This window comes from Promicromonospora sp. NPDC050249 (assembly GCF_040656015.1).
Lineage (GTDB): Bacteria > Actinomycetota > Actinomycetes > Actinomycetales > Cellulomonadaceae > Promicromonospora.
Genome location: NZ_JBFAKY010000004.1, coordinates 231,742 through 250,653, shown reverse-complemented (window position 1 = coordinate 250,653; position 18,912 = coordinate 231,742). Strand labels below are relative to the sequence as shown.

At 70.1% G+C, this 18,912-nt stretch carries 14 protein-coding genes; 6 read left to right on the top strand and 8 right to left on the bottom strand.

Annotated elements, in window-relative coordinates; translation table 11 throughout:
* Positions 1–116: 116 nt before the first annotated feature.
* The 6 genes from AB0I32_RS05100 to AB0I32_RS05075 form a co-directional block, all read right to left on the bottom strand.
* Complete coding sequence (locus tag AB0I32_RS05100) at positions 117–3,731, bottom strand: alpha-L-arabinofuranosidase C-terminal domain-containing protein (protein ID WP_357503513.1); 3,615 nt, start codon at positions 3,729–3,731, stop codon at positions 117–119.
* A 103-nt stretch (positions 3,732–3,834) separates the two neighbouring features.
* Positions 3,835–4,833, bottom strand: a complete 999-nt coding sequence (yjfF, locus tag AB0I32_RS05095) for a galactofuranose ABC transporter, permease protein YjfF (RefSeq protein ID WP_357503511.1) — start codon at positions 4,831–4,833, stop codon at positions 3,835–3,837.
* A complete protein-coding gene (locus AB0I32_RS05090) occupies positions 4,833–5,897 on the bottom strand; it encodes an ABC transporter permease (protein ID WP_357503509.1) in 1,065 nt (354 codons plus the stop codon). The genes yjfF and AB0I32_RS05090 overlap by 1 nt, the downstream gene beginning before the upstream one ends.
* Positions 5,894–7,420 (bottom strand): sugar ABC transporter ATP-binding protein, encoded by a 1,527-nt coding sequence (locus tag AB0I32_RS05085; RefSeq protein WP_357503507.1) that lies wholly within the window; start codon positions 7,418–7,420, stop codon positions 5,894–5,896. The genes AB0I32_RS05090 and AB0I32_RS05085 overlap by 4 nt, the downstream gene beginning before the upstream one ends.
* Before the next feature lie 159 nt (positions 7,421–7,579).
* Positions 7,580–8,590: an ABC transporter substrate-binding protein gene (locus tag AB0I32_RS05080; RefSeq protein ID WP_357503505.1), complete on the bottom strand. Its 1,011-nt coding sequence runs from the start codon at positions 8,588–8,590 to the stop codon at positions 7,580–7,582.
* A 169-nt stretch (positions 8,591–8,759) separates the two neighbouring features.
* Positions 8,760–10,271, bottom strand: coding sequence for an alpha-N-arabinofuranosidase (locus tag AB0I32_RS05075; RefSeq protein ID WP_357503503.1), 1,512 nt, complete (start codon positions 10,269–10,271; stop codon positions 8,760–8,762).
* A gap of 196 nt (positions 10,272–10,467) precedes the next feature.
* On the opposite strand from AB0I32_RS05075, the gene AB0I32_RS05070 reads away from it, so the two are divergent.
* The 5 genes from AB0I32_RS05070 to AB0I32_RS05050 all read left to right on the top strand — a co-directional run bounded on the left by AB0I32_RS05070 (position 10,468) and on the right by AB0I32_RS05050 (position 15,835).
* Positions 10,468–11,817, top strand: coding sequence for a sugar ABC transporter substrate-binding protein (locus tag AB0I32_RS05070; protein ID WP_357503501.1), 1,350 nt, complete (start codon positions 10,468–10,470; stop codon positions 11,815–11,817).
* An 82-nt stretch (positions 11,818–11,899) separates the two neighbouring features.
* Entirely contained in the window at positions 11,900–12,793 is an 894-nt protein-coding gene (locus tag AB0I32_RS05065) for a sugar ABC transporter permease (RefSeq protein WP_357503499.1), read from the top strand.
* A 12-nt stretch (positions 12,794–12,805) separates the two neighbouring features.
* The gene (locus AB0I32_RS05060) at positions 12,806–13,726 is read left to right on the top strand and encodes a carbohydrate ABC transporter permease (protein WP_357503497.1); all 921 of its coding nucleotides are present in this window, start codon (positions 12,806–12,808) and stop codon (positions 13,724–13,726) included.
* 1 nt (position 13,727) lies between these two features.
* The gene (locus AB0I32_RS05055) at positions 13,728–15,152 is read left to right on the top strand and encodes an arabinan endo-1,5-alpha-L-arabinosidase (RefSeq protein WP_357503495.1); all 1,425 of its coding nucleotides are present in this window, start codon (positions 13,728–13,730) and stop codon (positions 15,150–15,152) included.
* Positions 15,149–15,835, top strand: coding sequence for a DUF624 domain-containing protein (locus AB0I32_RS05050; protein ID WP_357503494.1), 687 nt, complete (start codon positions 15,149–15,151; stop codon positions 15,833–15,835). The genes AB0I32_RS05055 and AB0I32_RS05050 overlap by 4 nt, the downstream gene beginning before the upstream one ends.
* Here AB0I32_RS05050 and AB0I32_RS05045 read toward each other — a convergent pair.
* Entirely contained in the window at positions 15,813–16,886 is a 1,074-nt protein-coding gene (locus tag AB0I32_RS05045; protein ID WP_357503539.1) for a LacI family DNA-binding transcriptional regulator, read from the bottom strand. The genes AB0I32_RS05050 and AB0I32_RS05045 overlap by 23 nt on opposite strands.
* Positions 16,887–17,009: 123 nt before the next feature.
* On the opposite strand from AB0I32_RS05045, the gene AB0I32_RS05040 reads away from it, so the two are divergent.
* On the top strand, positions 17,010–18,092 hold the full coding sequence (locus AB0I32_RS05040) for an arabinan endo-1,5-alpha-L-arabinosidase (RefSeq protein ID WP_357503492.1): 1,083 nt from the start codon (positions 17,010–17,012) through the stop codon (positions 18,090–18,092).
* Positions 18,093–18,106: 14 nt separating this feature from the next.
* On the opposite strand, the gene AB0I32_RS05035 is transcribed toward AB0I32_RS05040, so the two are convergent.
* On the bottom strand, positions 18,107–18,793 hold the full coding sequence (locus AB0I32_RS05035) for a GPP34 family phosphoprotein (protein WP_357503490.1): 687 nt from the start codon (positions 18,791–18,793) through the stop codon (positions 18,107–18,109).
* Positions 18,794–18,912: the final 119 nt, after the last annotated feature.

Sequence of the window (18,912 nt, the reverse complement as noted above, 5' to 3'; positions counted from 1 at the left end):
GGCTCCGCCGGGGGCCCACACGCCCTGCCCCCCCCACGTTGGGGGGGCCTCCCACCCGTTGGTGTTTGTTTCCCGAGACCTGGGTCTCGACAAGCTCGACCAGCGATGGCGTCGAGTCAGCTGCCGTTGGCCTCCGCGAGCCGGAGGAACGTGATCGAGTGGGGCGCGAAGTCGTAGCTGAACTCCGAGCCGCCGGCCGATGCCGACACGTCGAGCGTCGCCTCGCCCTCCACCGGCACTATCCGCTCCGGCTGCGTCTTGGTGTTCATGGCCGACGGCGCCCCGCTCATCTCGATCACCTCGGCGTCACCGTCCACCGCGTACCCGCCGACGTTCACCGCCGTGCGTGCGACCGAGTCGAACGGGTTGACGACCTTGAGCACCAGCTCACCGGTCTCCGCGTCCCGCGTGACCACCTGGTACAGCGACTCGGTGGTCGGCTCGGTGTACGTCATCTGGAGCGCGCCGTCGAGGTAGAGCTTGATGGTCCGCCCGGAGACCACGATCTTCACTTGGTAGTCCCGGCCGGTCTCCATGGAGTGGCCCTCCACCGCCGCGACCTCGCCCGCGCCGCCGCCGTCGGCCCGCTGGAGCGCCTGGCGGGTGTTGTTCCAGCCGCCCAGGTTCCACCAGTAGAAGTCGTCCCGGCCGCCCGCGGCGAACCCGACGAGGAACGCCTCGCTGCCGCCCAGCTTCCGGGCGTCGAGCTCCAGGGTGTAGTTGTCCCAGTCCTTCGTGTAGGCATCGGTGATGATCGAGCGGGCGTCGGTGACGTTGCCCGCCGACTGCACGTACTCGCCTCCGGTCACGCCCCACGTGCCGTCCTGGGGCTCCCACTGCGCGGCGTCGTCGAACGAGTCGGAGAAGAGGACCTCGCCCGACTCGTTGTCCGTGACCCGCACGTCGTCGTAGGCGGCCTCGGTGTTCCAGGTCGACAGGAAGACGCCGCCGGAGATGTCCGCCGGGGTCTCCTCCGGGCCGTCGTGCGCGGACGGGACCACCTGGTCGCCCGTGTTCGTCATGAACATCTGCTGCGTGTAGTACGACGTCGAGCCCCACGACTCGTCGTTGTCGAACCACATCAGGTCCGGGGACCACTGGACGTAGTCCTCGTTGGCGAACATCGGCGCGTAGGAGGCCAGCTCCACCACATCGGCGTTGCGCTCGATCCCGGTCATGTACGCGGCCTCGGACAGCGAGTTGGACCAGGCGTTCCCGCGCGAGGCGTACTCGCCGAGGAACACGTGCGGGCCCTCACGGTCGTACGAGTCGTACCGCTCGGTGTTCGACAGGAACCACGACGGGTCGTTGTAGTAGTGCTCGTCGACCATCGCGACACCCTGCTCGCGGTTGAAGTCCCAGAGCTCGTCGAACCGGGCGCCGGTGTCGTCCGGGCCGGAGTTCGAGATCACGGTGACCTCGGGGTGCGCGGCCTCGACGGCGTCCCGGAAGCGCGGGAAGTTCGCCTGGAACGTGTCGGTGTTCTCCTCGTTGCCCAGGCCGATGTACTTCAGCCCGAACGGGTCGGGATGGCCCAGCGCGGCGCGCTTGGCGCCCCACTCGGTGTCCACGGACCCGTTGGCGAACTCGATGAGGTCGACGGTGTCCTGCACCCAGCGGTCGAGGCGCACGTCGTCGGTCATCTCGGGGATGTTGCTGCCGCAGCCGTTGGCACCGACGGACAGCACGGGCAGCGGCGATGCGCCCAGGTCCTCGGCGAACTCGAAGTACTCGAGGTAGCCGAGGCCGTAGGTCTGGTTGTAGCCCCAGAAGTTCCAGTTGGTCGGGCGCTCCTCGACCGGCCCGATGGTCTCCTTCCACTGGTACGTCCGACGGCGGTCCGCGCCGTCCGACTCCAGGTAGGTGTCGAACGTGCCGACGTTGGTGACGCAGCCACCGGGGAACCGCAGGAAGGACGGCTCCAGGTCGGCGACCTTCTGCGCGAGGTCCGCGCGCAGCGTCGAGCGCCCGTTGACCGGGCCGTCCCACGTGTCGCGCGGGAACAGGGAGACCATGTCCAGGCGCAGCGTGCCGGCCGCGCCACCCGTCACGACGAGCCGGGCGTCGTTGGCGGTCCCGTTGGCGGTCAGCCGTGCGGTGTGCTTCTTCCAGCGGTCCTTGCCGGTGACGTCGATGGTCGTGGACGCGTACGTCGTGCTGCCGTCCGGGGACTCGAGGCTCACCGTGAGGCGCTGCTTGCGATCGGCCCGCGCGAACACCGAGAAGTCGTACTTCTTGCGCTTCTCGATCGCGAAGCCCTCGTTGTAGCTCGCGTTGCGGACGCCGACGCCGGGACCGTCGGCCTCGACGGTCAGGTAGGCGCGGTTGTTGTCGTTGAGCCACTCGGCCCGGTCGGACTCCACCGTCGCCGTGCCCGTCGACCCGCGCCGCTGCACGACGTCCCAGCCCGTCATACCGGTGAAGTCCCGGTTGTCCGTGGCCGCGAACTCGAAGGACCGGTTACGGACCAGCTCGGCGTACAGGCCGCCGTCGGCCGCGTAGTTGATGTCCTCGTAGAAGACGCCGTACAGGTCGTCGCTCATCTCCGTGCCCGCTGCCGCGGCGTCGACGTCGAGCGTGTGCTCCTGGACCGGGGTCTCGGCCGGCGGGTACGCGGCCACGAGGCGCTCGCGCTCCTCGGCGGTGATCGGCAGGACGGTCCCGTGCCGCGGGCTGGCCGGCAGGATCGCGTCGAGGTTGGCGGTCCACTCGCCGCTGCCCAGGTCGTCGGACTCGAAGAGCATGTAGCCCTGGCCGCCGTGGTAGCTGGGCTGGTCCTGCAGGAGGTACCAGCGGTCGTCCGTGAGCGACGGGAACAGCGTGGGCCCCTCGCCCCCGGTGAACGTGCCGCCCCACGGGTTCGGCTGCCCGAACCCGACGCGCTCCTTGACGAGGTCCCAGCCGTCGCCCTCGGTCACGCCCTGCGTGCGGCGCAGGTCCGTCGACGACTCCTGGCGCATCCCCATGTACGACTCGTCCTTGGTGAGGCGGTGGTAGACGCCGTCCTCCTCCTGGACCGTGGAGTCGATCATGCCGAGGCCGTCGCCCTGCGGCTCGTCGATCCACGGCTTCGGCTCCGAGAACGTCTCGAAGTCCGTGGTGGTCGCGTACAGCATGCGCTGGTACGAGGTCCGGATGTCGCGCTCCGCGGGCGGGACGTCGGCCGGGTAGAGGGCCGAGGCCCAGTAGACGACGAACTCGCCGGCCGCCTCGTCCCAGTACGCCTCGGGCGCCCACAGGTTGCCCGCGTTCTCGGGCGCGAGCTCGATCTCGCGCTGCTCGCCCCAGCTCACCAGGTCCGTGGACTCCCAGACCATGAGCGAGCGGCTGCCGGTCTCCTGGGCGTCGCCGAAGTTGCCGCCGCCGTAGATCTGCAGGTCGGTCGCGAGCAGGTAGTACGTGCCGTCACCACCGCGGATCAGGAACGGGTCGCGCAGGCCCTTGGTGCCGAGCGTGGAGCTGAGCACCGGCTCGCCGCCGTTGAGCGTGGTCCACTCCAGCGGGTCGGGCCCGTCCGAGACGGCGAACGAGATGGTCTCGCCGTCGGCGGTGGACTCGCCGGTGAAGTACGGGAAGAAGTAGGCGGCGTACTCGCCCTCGGCCGCCGTCGCCGTGGACGGCGCCGGAGCGGCGCCCGGCGCGGCGACGGATGGCGCCACCGCTCCTGCCAGGCTCACCGCGAGCGCGGCGCCGATCGCGAGCGCACCTCGTCTATATCGTTGTAAATCCATGTCGTATCGATCCCTTCGTCACGTCGGTGTGGAGCGGGTCGTCGTGCGGTCGGGCCGCGGCCCTGGCTCGGCGTACCGGGTACGCCGAGCCAGGGCGCGGGGGTTACGTGCGGCGGAGCGTCAGGATGCGCTGGAGGGCCACGAAGATCAGCAGCAGCACGCCGATCACGATCTTGGTCCACCAGGAGCTGAGGGTGCCCTCGAACGTGATGATGGTCTGGATCAGACCGAGCACCAGCACGCCGAGCACGGAGCCGAGCACGAAGCCGGTGCCGCCCGTCAGGAGCGTCCCGCCGATGACCACCGCTGCGATGGCGTCGAGCTCCATCGCGACACCGGTCAGCGAGTAGCCCGACCGGGAGTACATGGCGAACAGCAGGCCGCCGAGCCCGGCGCACGTGCCGCTCACCACGTAGGCGAGCACCTTGGTGCGCGCCACGGGCAGGCCCATGAGCAGGGCGGACTGCTCGCCGCCGCCGATCGCGTACACCGTGCGGCCGAACCGCGTGAAGTGCAGCACAAGAAAGCCGAGGCCCACGACGACCAGCGCGATGAGCACGCCCGACGACATGCGCCAGCCGCCGAAGATCTGGACCCAGCTCGCGAGCTCGCCGAACGACGCGTCGTTGATGGCGATGGACTCCGGCGCGATGAGGAAGCACAGGCCGCGGGCGAGGAACATACCCGCGAGCGTCGCCACGAACGGCTGGACCTGGAAGTACTGCACCATCACGCCGTGCGCCAGGCCGATCACCGTCCCGGCGCCGACCGCGAGCGGGATCACCACCGCGGGCGGCAGGCCCGCCTGCAGCAGCGCCGCTGTGACCACCGTGGACAGCGCCAGCACCGATCCGACCGACAGGTCGATCCCGCCGGTCAGGATCACGAAGGTCATGCCCACCGCGAGCACGATGAGGTGCGCGTTGTTGATGAACAGGTTGGACACCACTGCGGGCGTCAGGAAGTTCTCGTACCGGGTGCCGCCCACGATCAGCATGAGCGCCAGCACGACGAACGTGCCCACCACCGGGAGGTAGCGCCGGTCCAGCCGGGTCGGGATCTTCAGCGAGCGCGAGGCGCGCACGGGGGCCGACGTAGCCATCAGGCCTTCACCTCCGTCGAGTCGGGGCGCGCAGCGGGCTGCGGCTCGGGCGGCGTCGTCGCGACCGGACGACGGGTGGCGGCCGTCAGCCGCTCCCGCATCCGGGGCGACTGGAGCAGGGTCACCGCGATGACGACGAGCGCCATGAACAGTGGTGTGACCAGCGGCGAGATGCCGAGGACGGTCACCGTCCGCTCGAGGGTGGCGATGACGAGCGCGCCCACCAGGGTGCCCGACAGGTTGAACTTGCCGCCCGAGAGCGCGGTCCCGCCGATCACGACCGCCAGGATGGCGTCGAGCTCGATGAACACGCCGGCGTTGTTCGCGTCGGCGGCCATGGTGTCGGCGCTGATGAGCAGGCCCGCCAGGCCGGCGAACAGGCCTGACGCCGTGTACACGGTCCAGGTCAGCGTCCTGGAGCGGACGCCGGAGAGGCGGCTCGCGGCCGGGTTGATGCCGGTCGCCTCCAGGAGCATGCCGAGCGCGGTACGCCGCACCACGAACGCGACCACCGCGAACACGCCGAACGCGATGACCGCCGCGACGGGCAGCCCGAGCCAGAACCCTGAGCCGAGCACCTTGAACGGCGCGCTGTTGATCGTGGTGATCATGCCGCCCGTGATGAGCATGGCGACGCCGCGGCCCGCGGTCATCAGGATGAGCGTCGCGATGATCGGCTGGATGCCGAGCACCGAGACCAGGAACCCGTTCCAGACGCCGAGCACCAGGCACAGCGCGAGGGCCAGGCCGATGGCGGTGAGCACCGTCACCGGCGACTCGGGGTTCGGCGACGACGCGATGTGCGACAGCGCGACAGCACCCGAGACCGCCACCACGGCGCCGACCGAGAGGTCGATGCCGCGTGTCGCGATGACCAGGGTCATGCCGAGGGCGACGAGCAGGAGCGGTGCGGTGGTCCGCAGGATGTCGATCGGGGCGCCGAACAGGTGCCCGTCCCGGATGCTGATCGCCAGGAAGCTCGGCCGGGCGACGGTGTTGGCCACCAGCAGGGCGACCAGAGCCGCGACCGGCCAGAAGAGGTAGTGGCGCAGGATGTTCGTCACTTCGTCCCACCTCCGGCGATGAGGTCGACCACCTGGTCCATAGTGGCTCCTCCTCCATCGATCTCCGCCACCTTGCGACGGTCCCGCATCACGGCGATGCGGTGGGATATACGCAGCACTTCTTCGAGCTCCGCCGAGATGAAGACGACGGACATGCCCTCGGCCGCCAGGTCGGCGACGAGCTTCTGGATCTCTGCCTTGGCACCGACGTCGATGCCGCGGGTGGGCTCGTCCAGGACGAGCAGCTGCGGCGCCGTGGCGAGCCACCGCGCGAGCAGCACCTTCTGCTGGTTGCCGCCCGAGAGGTTGCGCAGCAGCGCCTCGGGGTTGGCCGGCCGGATCCCGAGCTGCTTGATGTACGACGCGACCAGGTCGTCGACCTGCTTGCGGGGCAGCGGCCGGATCCAGCCGCGCCGCGCCTGCAGGGCGAGCACGATGTTCTCCCGCACGGTGAGGCCGTCGACGACGCCCTCACCCTTGCGGTCCTCCGAGGTGTAGGCGATGCCGTGGCTCATGGCCGCGCGTGGCGTGCGCAGGCGGGCCGGTGCTCCGGCCACGCGGGCCTCACCGACGTCGGCCCGGTCGGCGCCCGTGAGCAGGCGCGCCAGCTCCGTGCGGCCCGAGCCGAGCAGACCGGCGAGGCCGACCACCTCGCCCTCGTAGAGCTCGAGGTCGAAGGGCTGTACCGAGCCCTTGCGGCCGAGGCCGACCACCTGGAGCAGCGGGGTGGCGTCGGCGGGTCGCTCGGTGTGCTCGAGCACCTCCTCCGCTGCCTCCAGGACCTCCATGGAGCGGCCGATCATGTGCTGGACCAGCTCGGCGGCCGGCAGCTCGGCGGTGACGTACTCCCCCACCAGGCCGCCGTTGCGCAGCACCGTCATGCGGTCCGAGACCTCGTAGATCTGGTCGAGGAAGTGGCTCACGAACAGGATGGCGACACCTTCGTCACGCAACGTGCGCATGACGGTGAACAGGTGCGCCACCTCGTCGGTGTCCAGGCTGGAGGTGGGCTCGTCGAGGATGAGGACCTTGCAGTCACCCACCGTGGCCCGGCAGATCGCGACGAGCTGCTGTACCGCCAGCGAGTGCGACCCGAGCGACGACGCCGGGTCGATGTTCAGACCCATCCGCTCCAGGTGTGACGCTGCCTGACGGCGCATCGCCGACCAGTGCAGGCCGCCCAGCAGCCGCGGCTCGGCGCCGAGCATGATGTTCTCCGCGACCGTGAGGTTCTCGCAGAGGTTCACCTCCTGGTACACGGTGCTCACGCCGTGCGCCCGCGCGTCGGCGGGGCCGGTGAACCGGCGCTCGACACCGTCGACCACTATCGTCCCCGCGGTCGGCGAGTGGATACCGGTGAGGGCCTTGATCAGGGTGGACTTGCCGGCGCCGTTCTCGCCCATGAGGGCATGGATCTCGCCGGGGCGAAGGCTGAAATCGACCCCGTCGAGGGCCTTCACCGGGGGAAACTCGACACTGATGCCGGTCATCTCGACGACGGGTGGTGCTGTCTGCTGGGTCATCCTCGACCTTCTTGTCTGGCGTGCTGCGGCGCTTGAGGGGTACGTCGCCCCGTCGCCGAAGTAGAGCGCCTGTCCGGACGCACGCTCTACCTCGGCGTGGCTCGATCACCGAAGTAGAGCGGGTGTCCGGACAGGCGCTCTACCTCGGCGACACGGACGTCAGTACTCGCGCGTGGGGAGCGCTTCCTTGGCCGCGGCCTGGTCGAACGCCTGGTCCTCGACGACGATGCGCTTCTCGACCTCTTCGCCGGCGATGACCTTCTTGGCGATCTCCGCCAGGTCCGGGCCGAGCAGCGGGTTGCACTCGACGATGTAGTTGATCTTGCCGTCGGCGAGCGCCTGCATACCGTCCTTGACGGCGTCGATGGTGACGATCTTGATGTCCTCACCCGGCACCATGCCTGCGGCCTCGATGGCCTCGATCGCGCCGAGCCCCATGTCGTCGTTGTGCGCGAACACGAGGTCGATGTCGTCGTGCTTGTTGAGGAAGCCCTCCATCACGGTCTTGCCCTCGGCCCGCGTGAAGTTACCGGTCTGGCTGTCGATGATCTCGACGTCGGTACCCTCGATGGCGGACTCGAAGCCTTCCTTGCGGTCGATCGCCGGGGCGGCGCCCGTGGTGCCCTGCAGCTCGACGGCCTTGAAGCCCTCGCCGTCGTACTGCTCGGCGACCCACTCGCCGGCCATCTCACCCTCCTTGACGAAGTCGGAGCCGATGAACGACTCGTAGAGGGTCTCGTCGCTCGAGTCGACGGCGCGGTCCGTCAGGATCACGGGGATCCCTGCGGCCTTGGCCTCCTGGAGCACCGGGTCCCAGCCCGTCTCGACCACCGGGGAGAACGCGATGACGTCCACACCCTGGGTGATGTAGGACCGGATCGCCTGGATCTGGTTCTCCTGCTTCTGCTGCGCGTCGGAGAACTTCAGCTCGAAGCCGTTCTCCTCGGTGAGCGTGTCCTGGATGGACTTGGTGTTCGCGGCCCGCCACCCGGACTCGGCGCCCACCTGCGAGAAGCCGAGGGTGATGACGCCGTCGTCGGCGCCTCCACCTGCGGACTCGCCCCCGCCTGCGGGGTCGCCACCGGCGTCAGATGCGCAGGCGCTCAGCGCGAACAGCGAGGCTACGGACACCGCGGCCAGAACGGTGCGGGTCAGGATCGTGCGTGCCATGTCTCCTCCTTGAGATCCTGCACGGCTTCGTGCGAGGACTTGCGGCTATTTGCCCGCCTCGAATGTTAGCGCTCACATGGGGCGGATTCATAGTGCGCGACGTCACGTTCCAGTAACGAGTCTGCAGTGTTTCGCCCAGTAGCGGAACAGCCGGATCAAGGCGCTGGGCTCACTCCCGGACCAGGCGCAGCATCGACCAGGAGACCGGGGGCAGCTCCGCACGCACCCGGTCGTCCGCGACCTTCGCCGAGGTGTTGGGCCGCGGCAGCACGCTGGTGTCGTCGTCCGCCGTCGCGGACCAGGTGTGGTCGGGGTTCGACAGGGTGACGGCCTCCGCGACGCGCATGCCCGGGAAGCCGCGCAGGTCGACGTCGAGCACCACGGGCCCGGTCAGCGACCTGTTCACGGCGAACACCACCACGTCACCGGACCCGGCGTCGTGCGTCGCGACGGCATCGAGCACCGCCACCTCGCCGAACCTGGCCGTCTTGTGCACGGGCGAGTCGATGGCGAGGCGCAGCACCTCGCCGGCGGCGTGCCGGGCGGTGAGGGCGAAGGGGTGGAAGATCGTCTGCTTCCAGATGCGCCCGCCGGGCTCGGTCATGATCGGCGCGATCACGTTGACGAGCTGGGCCATGGACGCCGAGTGCACGCGGTCGGTGTTCCGCAGCAGGGAGATGAGCATGTTGCCCACCACGACGGCGTCGGCCACGTTGTAGCGGTCCTCGAGCAGCACCGGCGCCACCGGCCAGTCGTCGCCCGACGGCGGCCGCGACTCGGCGCGCTTCTGATACCAGACGTTCCACTCGTCGAACGAGATGTGCACCCGCTTGGTCTGCTTGCGGGCGGCGCGGACGGCGTCGGCGGTGGCCGCCACGGACTCCACGAAGTGGTCCATGTCCACCACGGACGCGAGGAACGACGCCAGGTCGCCGTCCTCCTCCCAGTAGTAAGCGTGGGCCGAGACGTGGTCGACGTGCTCGTACGCCTCGGTCAGGACCACGCGCTCCCACTCGCCGAACGTGGGCATCTGGGAACCCGACGACCCGCAGACCACGAGCTCGAGGCCCGGGTCGATCATCCGCATGGCGCGGGCGGTCTCTGCGGCCAGGCGCCCGTACTCCTGCGGCGTCTTGCTGCCGATCTGCCAGGGGCCGTCCATCTCGTTGCCGAGGCACCACATCTTGATCCGGTACGGGTCCTCGGCACCGTTCGCCCGGCGCTGGTCCGCCCAGAAGGAGCCGCCCGGGACGTTGCAGTACTCCAGCAGGTCGAGCGCCTCCTGCACCCCGCGGGTGCCCAGGTTCACGGCCATCATGGGCTCGACGCCCGCCTTGGCCGCCCACCGCATGAACTCGTCGACGCCGACAAGGTTCGGCTCGGTCGAGTGCCAGGCCAGGTCAAGACGCCGGGGGCGCTGCTCGACCGGTCCCACGGCGTCCTCCCACCGGTAGCCAGAGACGAAGTTCCCGCCCGGGTAGCGGACCGTCGAGACGCCGAGCTCTCGCGTGAGCTCGATGACGTCCCCGCGGAAGCCGTCTGCGTCGGCGGTGGGGTGGCCGGGGTCGTGGATGCCTGTGTACACGCAGCGCCCGAGATGCTCGACGAACGAGCCGAAGGTGCGACGACGCACGGGGCCGACCACGAAGGCGGGGTCGAGCGAGACGGTGGCGGAATGCATGGGGGTCCTCTCGTGACGGCTGCGATGCCGCGGGTATACATCGTTGTAGAAGGGATGCTAGCGTGTGCCGCATCGATTCTCCATCGATGTAACTTCAAGGTCGAAGAGACAACCGGCACGCTCCGCGACACGTTGTGCCCGCCACTTCCGGCGGCACCGCCCGCGCCCAGCGCCCCGGCTCACGAGAGGAACCGTGATGAAGAAGTCACGCCTGACCACCGGCATCGTCGCCGGGCTGGTCCTGGCTTCCACCGCCGCCTGCGGCGCTGGTTCGGGAACTGACGACGACGGCAAGCTCACCTTCATGTTCCGCGGCGGCGAGGACGAGAAGGCCGCCTACCAGGAGGCCATCGACAGGTTCTCCGAGGAGACCGGCGTCGAGGTGGAGGTCATCGTCACCGACGCCGACCAATACGCCACCAAGCTCCAGGCGGCGATCTCCGGCAACAACGTGCCCGACGTCTTCTACATCGAGCAGGCGAACCTGCAGTCCTACGTCACCTCGGGCGTGCTGCTCGACATCACCGACCACGTCGAGGCGTCCGGCGTCGACCTGGACAACCTGTGGGACTACGGCGTCGACTCCTACCGCTATGACGGCAAGCTGCAGGGCACCCCCGAGGGCGCGCTCTACGGCCTGCCGAAGGACGTCGGCCCGTTCGCCATGGGCTACAACAAGACGATGCTCGAGGCCGAGGGCATCGAGCTGCCGAGCGCGGACGAGCCATACACCTGGGACGAGTGGCTCGAGGTGCTGAAGAAGGTCACCAAGGACACCGACGGTGACAAGAAGGTCGACCAGTGGGGCACCGGCCTCAACGTCCAGTGGAACATGCAGGGCTTCGCCTGGAGCAACGGCGCCGACTGGACCAACGAGGACCGCACGGAGGTCACCGTCGACACCCCCGAGATGGCCGAGGCGCTGCAGTACATCGCCGACCTGACCACGGTGGACGAGGTGACCCCGAACGCCGAGCAGGCGGCAACGCTGGACACCTACCAGCGCTGGATGGAGGGCCAGATCGCGTTCTTCCCCGTGGGCCCGTGGGACGTGAGCACCTACAACGAGCTCGACTTCGACTACGACCTCATCCCCTTCCCCGCCGGTTCGACGGGCGAGCCCGCCACATGGATCGGCTCGCTCGGTATCGGCGTCTCCGCGACCACCGCCATGCCGGAGGAGGCCGTCGAGCTGGTCACCTACCTGTCCGCCGACGAGACGGCGCAGCAGACCCTGGTCGACGCCGGGATCCAGGTGCCGAACCTCAAGGACATGGCGGCCGAGTGGGCGGCCGAGGAGGGCACCAGCCCGGCCAACCGCCAGGAGTTCCTCGACATCGTGGAGGACTACGGCCGCCCGATGCCCGCCGCGATGACCTACGGCGCCGCCTGGTACGACGAGATGTGGACCAACATCCAGCCGGTCCTGGACGGTCAGCAGACCGCGGAGGAGTACCTGGCCGAGGTGGAGCCGCGCATGCAGACCCTGCTCGACGAGGCCAACGACCAGGCCGAGCAGGCCGCGGCCGCGAGCGCCGGCAACTAGCCCGCGTCCTGGGGTCGTGACCCGTTGGCCGAGCTTGTCGGGACGACGGGTCACGACCCCAGGCACTGCAGAGAGGAACCTCATGGCTGGCTCGGCCTCGCGCCTGCACCGGTCCGAGAACCGCTGGGCGCTCGCCTTCGTCGCGGCCCCGGTGATCGGCTACCTGCTGTTCACGCTGTACCCCGTGTGCTTCGCGGTGTACGCGTCACTGACGAACTGGAACGGCCTCGGGGTCATGCGGTTCGTCGGGCTCGACAACTACGTCCGGCTCTTCGGCGACGCGAACTTCCTCGAGTCGATCTACAACACGTTCTTCTACATGATCGGCATCCCGATCGGCCTTGCCGTGTCGCTGGCTCTTGCCGTCGCCATGAACCGCAAGATCGTGGGTCTGACGGCGTTCCGCACCATCTACTACGTGCCGGTCATCTCGTCGCTCGCGGCGATCGCCATCCTGTGGCAGTGGGCGTACAACGGTGACTTCGGCCTGGTCAACCAGGCCCTGGCCCTCGTGGGCATCGACGGTCCCAACTGGCTGGCGAGCACGTTCTGGGCCAAGCCGGCGATCATCCTGATGGCGATCTGGAAGGGCCTGGGGTTCTCGATGATCCTGTACCTGGCCGCCATCCAGTCGGTGCCGCGCTCGCTCTACGAGGCCGCACAGCTCGACGGAGCCAACGGCTGGCAGCGGTTCCGCAGCATCACGCTGCCCATGGTCCGGCCGGTGACGTTCTTCCTCGTCGTGACCAACGTGATCGGCGGCGCGCAGCTCTTCACCGAGGTCAACATCATGACGCCGACGGGCGGCCCGGAGTACAGCACCGCCTCCGCCGTCTGGCACATCTGGCGGCAGGCGTTCAAGTACCAGCAGATGGGCTACGCGACGGCGATGGCGATCGTGCTGGGCCTGCTCATCCTCGTCGTCACCCTGATCCAGTTCCGCCTGAACCGGCGCAACAGCTTTGACATCGACTGAGGAGGACGAATCATGAGTCAGACGACGGCCCAGCGCCGCAACACCCTCGGCTTCACGCCTCCCGTCCGCGAGGCCACGCGCCGCAACCCGATGAGCCGGACCACGAGCACCCGGATCGGCGACTGGCTCGTCTTCGTCCTGCTCTCGGTCGGAGCGGTGGTGATGGTCGCCCCGCTGGTCTGGATGGTCTCGACGTCCCTGAAGACCAAGAACGAGGTCTTCGCCCTGCCGCCCGTGTGGATCCCCGAGGTGCCCCAGTGGGAGACCTACGTGCGGATGTGGCAGGACTCCAGCATCCTGACCGGGTTCCAGAACAGCTTCATCGTGGCGGCGTCCGTCACCGTCCTGGGGATGATCACCTGCTCGATGGCGGCGTTCGCCATCGCGAAGATGCGCCTGCCGTTCAAGAACCTCATCTTCATCGGCATGCTGACCGGGATCATGATCCCGTACCCGACCCTGATGATCCCGCAGTTCGTGATGTTCTCGCGGATCGGCTGGGTGGACACGCTCCTGCCGCTGATCGTCCCGGCGATCTTCGGGAACATCCTGGTGATCTTCTTCCTGCGGCAGTACCTGGAGAACGTGCCGAACTCGATCATCGAGGCGGCCAAGATCGACGGCGCGAACTTCTGGCAGATCTTCTGGCGGCTGATCTTCCCGATCATCCGCCCGGCAGTGGCCGCCCAGTTCATCCTCTGGTTCATGATGGTCTGGAACGACTACCTGGCGCCGATCCTGTACCTGAACACGCCGGAGCGGCAGACGCTCCAGGTCGTCATCGCCAACATGAACGTGCAGTACGCGACGCAGCGGGACTACCCGCTGATCATGGCTGCCTCGTTCGTCGCGCTGCTGCCGATCCTCGCGATCTTCCTGATCTTCCAGCGGCAGATCATCGAGTCGGTCGCGCTCACCGGCACCAAGGGCTGACGTGACCACCTCCACGTGGGGCGGGCGGCACGTCCACGACCCCACGGTCGTCCGCGACGACGACGGCACGTACTGGATGTTCTCCACGGACGCGCGGTCGGACGGTCCCGTCCGGGCCGGCGTCCAGGTGCGCACCTCGCGCGACCTGGTGCGCTGGGAGCTGCACGGCTGGGCGCTCGACGGCGTCCCCGGCCCGGCGGCTGCATGGTCCCGGGCCGCGGGCCTCTGGGCGCCCGAGGTCGTCCGCGCGGGCGAGCCCGGGCCCGCCGAGTGGCGCATGTACTACTCGGCGTCGACGTTCGGGTCACGCCGGTCGGCGATCGGGCTCGCGACCGCACCGCACCCGTCAGGCCCGTGGACCGACCGCGGGATGGTCGTCGCGAGCGACCACGTGGCCGCCCGGGCCGGCTTCAGGCACCCCAACGCGATAGACGCGAACCTCGTCACCGAGCGGCCGCGCACCGCGCAGGGCGGCAGGCAGGGCGGCGGGCGCCAGTGGCTGGTCTACGGCTCGTTCTTCGGGGGCGTCTACGCGCTGCCCGTCGACCCGGCCACCGGCTTCGTCGTCGACGCGCCCGAGCCGGGTGCGCTGCGCGGAGCGCCGGGAACGCTGCTGGCCCGGCGCCCCCGGCTCGCCGACGGCGCCGTCGAGGGCGCGTTCGTCCTCCCCCGGCCCGACGGCGGCTGGGCGCTCCTGGTCTCGTACGACTCGCTGGCCGGGACGTACCATCTGCGGGCCGCCGTCGGCGACGACGTCACCGGGCCGTTCCGCGACCGGGGCGGGCGGGCGATGACCGACGGCGCTGCCGGTACCGAGGGTGCGGGCGCTGCCGCGGGCGAGGCGTCCGGCGTCGACCCGTGGCAGGTCGGCGTGCCGGTCCTGGCGAGCCACCGGCTGGCCGGCGGCCCGGGCCTCCTCGCGCCGGGGCACGCGTCGGTCCTCACCGAACCCGGGCGGCAGCTCCTGGTCCACCACGTGCGCGACGCCGACGCCCCGACCGAGCATCGCGTCCAGGTACGCCGGCTGGTGTGGACCCACGACGGCTGGCCGCTGGTCTCCCCGCAGCCCTGGGCGGGTCCGGACCGGGAGAACGACGACGCCGCCACCTGGCCCGTCTCCCCCACGGTGTTCGACGGCACCTGGGAGGTGCTCGACGTCGGCGCCGCGACCGCCAAGGTGGTGGACGGCCGGACCGGCACGCTCGACGAGGTGCTGGACGGTGCACTCACCGGCATCACCCGGGCGAGTGCACACGGCGCGGGACGGTTCACCTGGGGCCACCCCGGCGCGCCGACCTCCGCCCCGCGGTGGACCGCGGTCGTCTTCCCCGCCTGGGACGCCGTCCGCGACCGTGCCACCCTGTGCCTGACAGCGACGGACGACGCAGGCCGGGTAGTGACCGGCACGAAGGCGGACGACAGGTGAGCGAGCTCAGGCCGGACAAGCCGGCGCGCGACACGTCCGCCGTGGACGAGGTCGGCTGGACCGGCGGCGTCATGCGGGTGCTCCGGCGGGTCACGCGTCTGGTCGAGGTCAACGTGCTGGTCCTGCTCGGCGCGCTCGCGGGCGGCGTCGTGCTGGGGCTCTGGCCCGCGGTCCGGGCGGCGAGCGCGGTGCTGCTCGACGGCGATCCCGCCGAAGCCCCCTGGCGGCCCTTCTGGCGGGAGTGGCTCGCGGGCTGGCGGCGCGCTAACGTGCTCGGCGCTCCGCTGACGATCGGGGGCGTGGCTCTGCTGCTCGACGTCGCCGTGCTCGGGCAGTTGGACGGCCCCGGCCGTGCGGCGCTGCAGCTGGGGCTCGTCCTGGTGGGCGCCTGGGGCGCGGTGGTGCTGGCCTACTGGCCGCGGGTGGTGCTGCGCTACGACCGGTCCGCCCTCGACACCTGGCGCTTCCTGCTGCTGAGCCCCGCGCTCGGCCCCGGCACCGCGGTGGGCGCGGTGGTCGTGCTCGGCGTGTGCGGGCTCGTGGCGTACGTGGTCCCCCTGCTCGGGCTGCTCGCCGGGATCGCGGTGCCGCTGTGGCTCAGCGGCCTGATGGCCGACGAGCGGCTGAACCGCATGGACGGGATCAGCCGGCCGGACGACGTCAGGCGATCGCCAGCGGGCTGACCGCTATGTCCTCCACCCGGCCTGGCCGCACCGCCACCGTCGTCTCGCCGTCGCCCTGTGCATCGCCCGTCGACTCCCTGCCGACGATCCGCGCGTCGGGCACCGTGCGCCGGAACGGTGCGACGCTGCCGGTGATCCGCTCGACCAGCAGGCCGACGGCGGTGCGCGCGATCTCGTCGCGGCCCGGGTCCACGGACGAGATGGGGGGCACGGAGTAGCGGACGTCGTCGACGTCGTCGAACCCGATGAGCGCGATGTCGCCGGGGATGTCGATCCGCCGCTCGTGCAGCGCGTGCAGCGCGCCGAGCGCCATCGCGTCGTTCAGGGCGAACACCGCGTCGATGGCGGTGCCGGAGTCGAGCAGCCGGGCCATCGTCTCGGCGCCGGTCGAGCGGTGCCAGAGACCCGCCTCGCCCACGAGCTCCGGGTCGAACGGGATCCCCGCATCGGCGAGCGCCCGCTCGTAACCGGCAAGCCGCAGCGCCGCCGAGCCGATGACCTCGCCCGCGTGCGCGCCGACGACGGCGATGCGCCGCCGGCCCGACGCGATGAGGTGTGCGGTGGCGGCCCGGGCGCCCTCCACGTTGTTCATGGTCACGTGGTCGGCACGCGCCCCGAACACCCGTTCACCGAGCACGACGAGCGGGAAGTCGACGTCGAAGCGGTCGAGGTCGTCGGGGCCGAGCGCGAGGGGCGAGAACAGCACGCCGTCGCCCCGGTGACGGCGGTTCCCCGCGAGCACCTCGAGCTCCCGCTCGCGCTCGGCGCCGGTCTGCTCGATGAGCACCGACCAGCCGCGCTCGTCGGCTGCACGGATCACCGAGTCGGCGAGCTCGGCGAAGTACGGCAGCGACAGCTCCGGCACGTTGAGCGTGATCATGCCGGTACGCCGGGTGCGCAGGTCGCGGGCCGAGGTGTTCATCCGGTAGCCGAGCTGGTCGATCGCCTCCTCGACGCGCCGACGGGTGGAGTCGCGGATGTGCGGGTAGCCGTTCACCACGTTCGAGACGGTCTTGACGGAGACGCCGGCACGCTGCGCCACGTCCTGCATCCTCACCGGCATCGGTGCGCGGCCTTTCGACGATGGTGCTCGGGGCGGGTGTTCCCCTACACTCTACATCGTTGTAGAAGTGCACGTCGCAGCAGCGGGACCCGACCAAACCGGAGGACAAAGATGTCACCACGCAGACCACTCGCGGCGCTCGGCGCGCTCGCGCTCACGGCGGCCATCGCGATCGGCGCTCCGGCGTCCGGCGCGGTGGCCGGAGCATCCGGCGGCGCGTCCGGAGGCAAGCCCGACGAGATCGCCGTCGTCGGCGACACCTCGCCGATCCACGACCCCGCTCTCACCGTCGACGACGACGGCACCTGGTGGGTCTACTCGACCGGCCTGCTGAACCGCGAGAACGGCGGCACGGTGCAGATGTGGTCGTCGCACGACCGCGGCACCACCTGGGCCTACGAGGGCACCGTCTGGGACGAGATCCCGGCCTGGATCGACGAGCACTTCTCGGACGGCGCCCTGCCGGACAACCTCTGGGCGCCCGAGGTCTACGAGCACGACGGCACGTACTACCTGTACTACTCGGCGTCCCGCTTCGGCACCAACAACTCGGTCACGGCGCTCGCCACGAACACCACCCTCGACCCGGACGACCCCGACTACGAGTGGGTGGACCAGGGGCCCGTCATCGCCTCCCCGGCCCCGATCGAGGACGGCAAGGAGTTCAACGCGATAGACGCCGGCATCGTCACCGGCAAGGACGGCACGCCGTACATGGCGATCGGCTCGCACTGGTACGGCATCTTCCTGGTCGAGATCTCCTGGCCCAGCGGCAAGCCCGTGGCCGGCGCCCTGGAGAACGCCGTCCACCTGGTCGACCGGTTCGCGCCCGGCAACCGCGTGGAGGCCCCGTACATCGCGAAGCGGGGCGGCTGGTACTACCTGTACGTCTCGTTCGACGCCTGCTGCGCCGGGGCGGACAGCACCTACAAGGTGGTCGTCGGGCGCTCCCGCGACGTGACCGGACCGTACCTCGACAAGGAGGGCCGCGACATGGTCGGCGGCGGGGGCACCGTGCTCCTGGAGTCGAGCGGTCCGAGGGTCGGCCCCGGCGGCCAGTCGGTGCACGACGGCGTCCTCGCCTACCACTACTACGACGGCGCCAACGAGGAGATCCCGTACTTCCCGACGCTGGGCCTGCACCGGCTGGGCTGGAAGGCCGGCTGGCCGGTGGTGGACCTCGGCGGATCGTGAACCCGGCGTGAGGGTCAGCTGCCTGCCGTGGCCGCCCCCGTCGCCGCCACCGTCGCCGCGACCATCGCCGCGTTGAGCTCGTCGATCGCTCGCTTGACCGCGGCGCCGGCCCACTCCGACTCGGTGATCTCCTTCGCGCGGCGCTTCAGCGAGCGGCGGTCCTGGTCGGGGAAGACCTTGCGGATCAGGTCGGTCACGAGCAGCAGCGAGACCAGGGCCGCCGTCCGCTCGTCCGCGTCCGCGCGCCCGGTCAGGGCCGCCAGCACCCGCTCGCGGACGGCGGTCTCCGGGGCCGGGTCGTGCGGGGTCCAGGTGGAGCTGGGGAACAGCCCCAGGATCTTGACCTCTTCCTCGCGCAGCACGCCCCGGGCGGCCAGCCCCTGCTGCAGCGAGTCGCGCAGCCTCCGGGCGAAGCTGCCCTGCCCCGCCTTCCGGACGGCGTCCTTGGGTTTGCGGTCGTGCGTCAGGTCGAGCACCTCGCGCTGCATCGGGTCCGACGGCGTCGCGCGGCCCGTCACCCGGAACCGGCCGGCCCGGCCACCGTCCGCGCCGTCGGACACCTCGAGCGCACCGCTCAGGGTGAGGTCCGCGACCGATGCCCCGGCCAGGGCGAGCTGCAGGTGCTGCCCGCTGAGCAGCGGCCGGCCGGAGGTGTCGTCGAGCGCGAGCAGCAGGTACTCCTCGGCGAGACTGAGGTCCATCACGGTCTCCTTGGCATGTCGGCTGGTATGTCCGGTCCAGCACATCACGACAGGTCTCGCCGTGTGATCCGCCCGAGGGATGACGCCCCCCCGCACGACGGAATTCGTGCGGGGGGGGT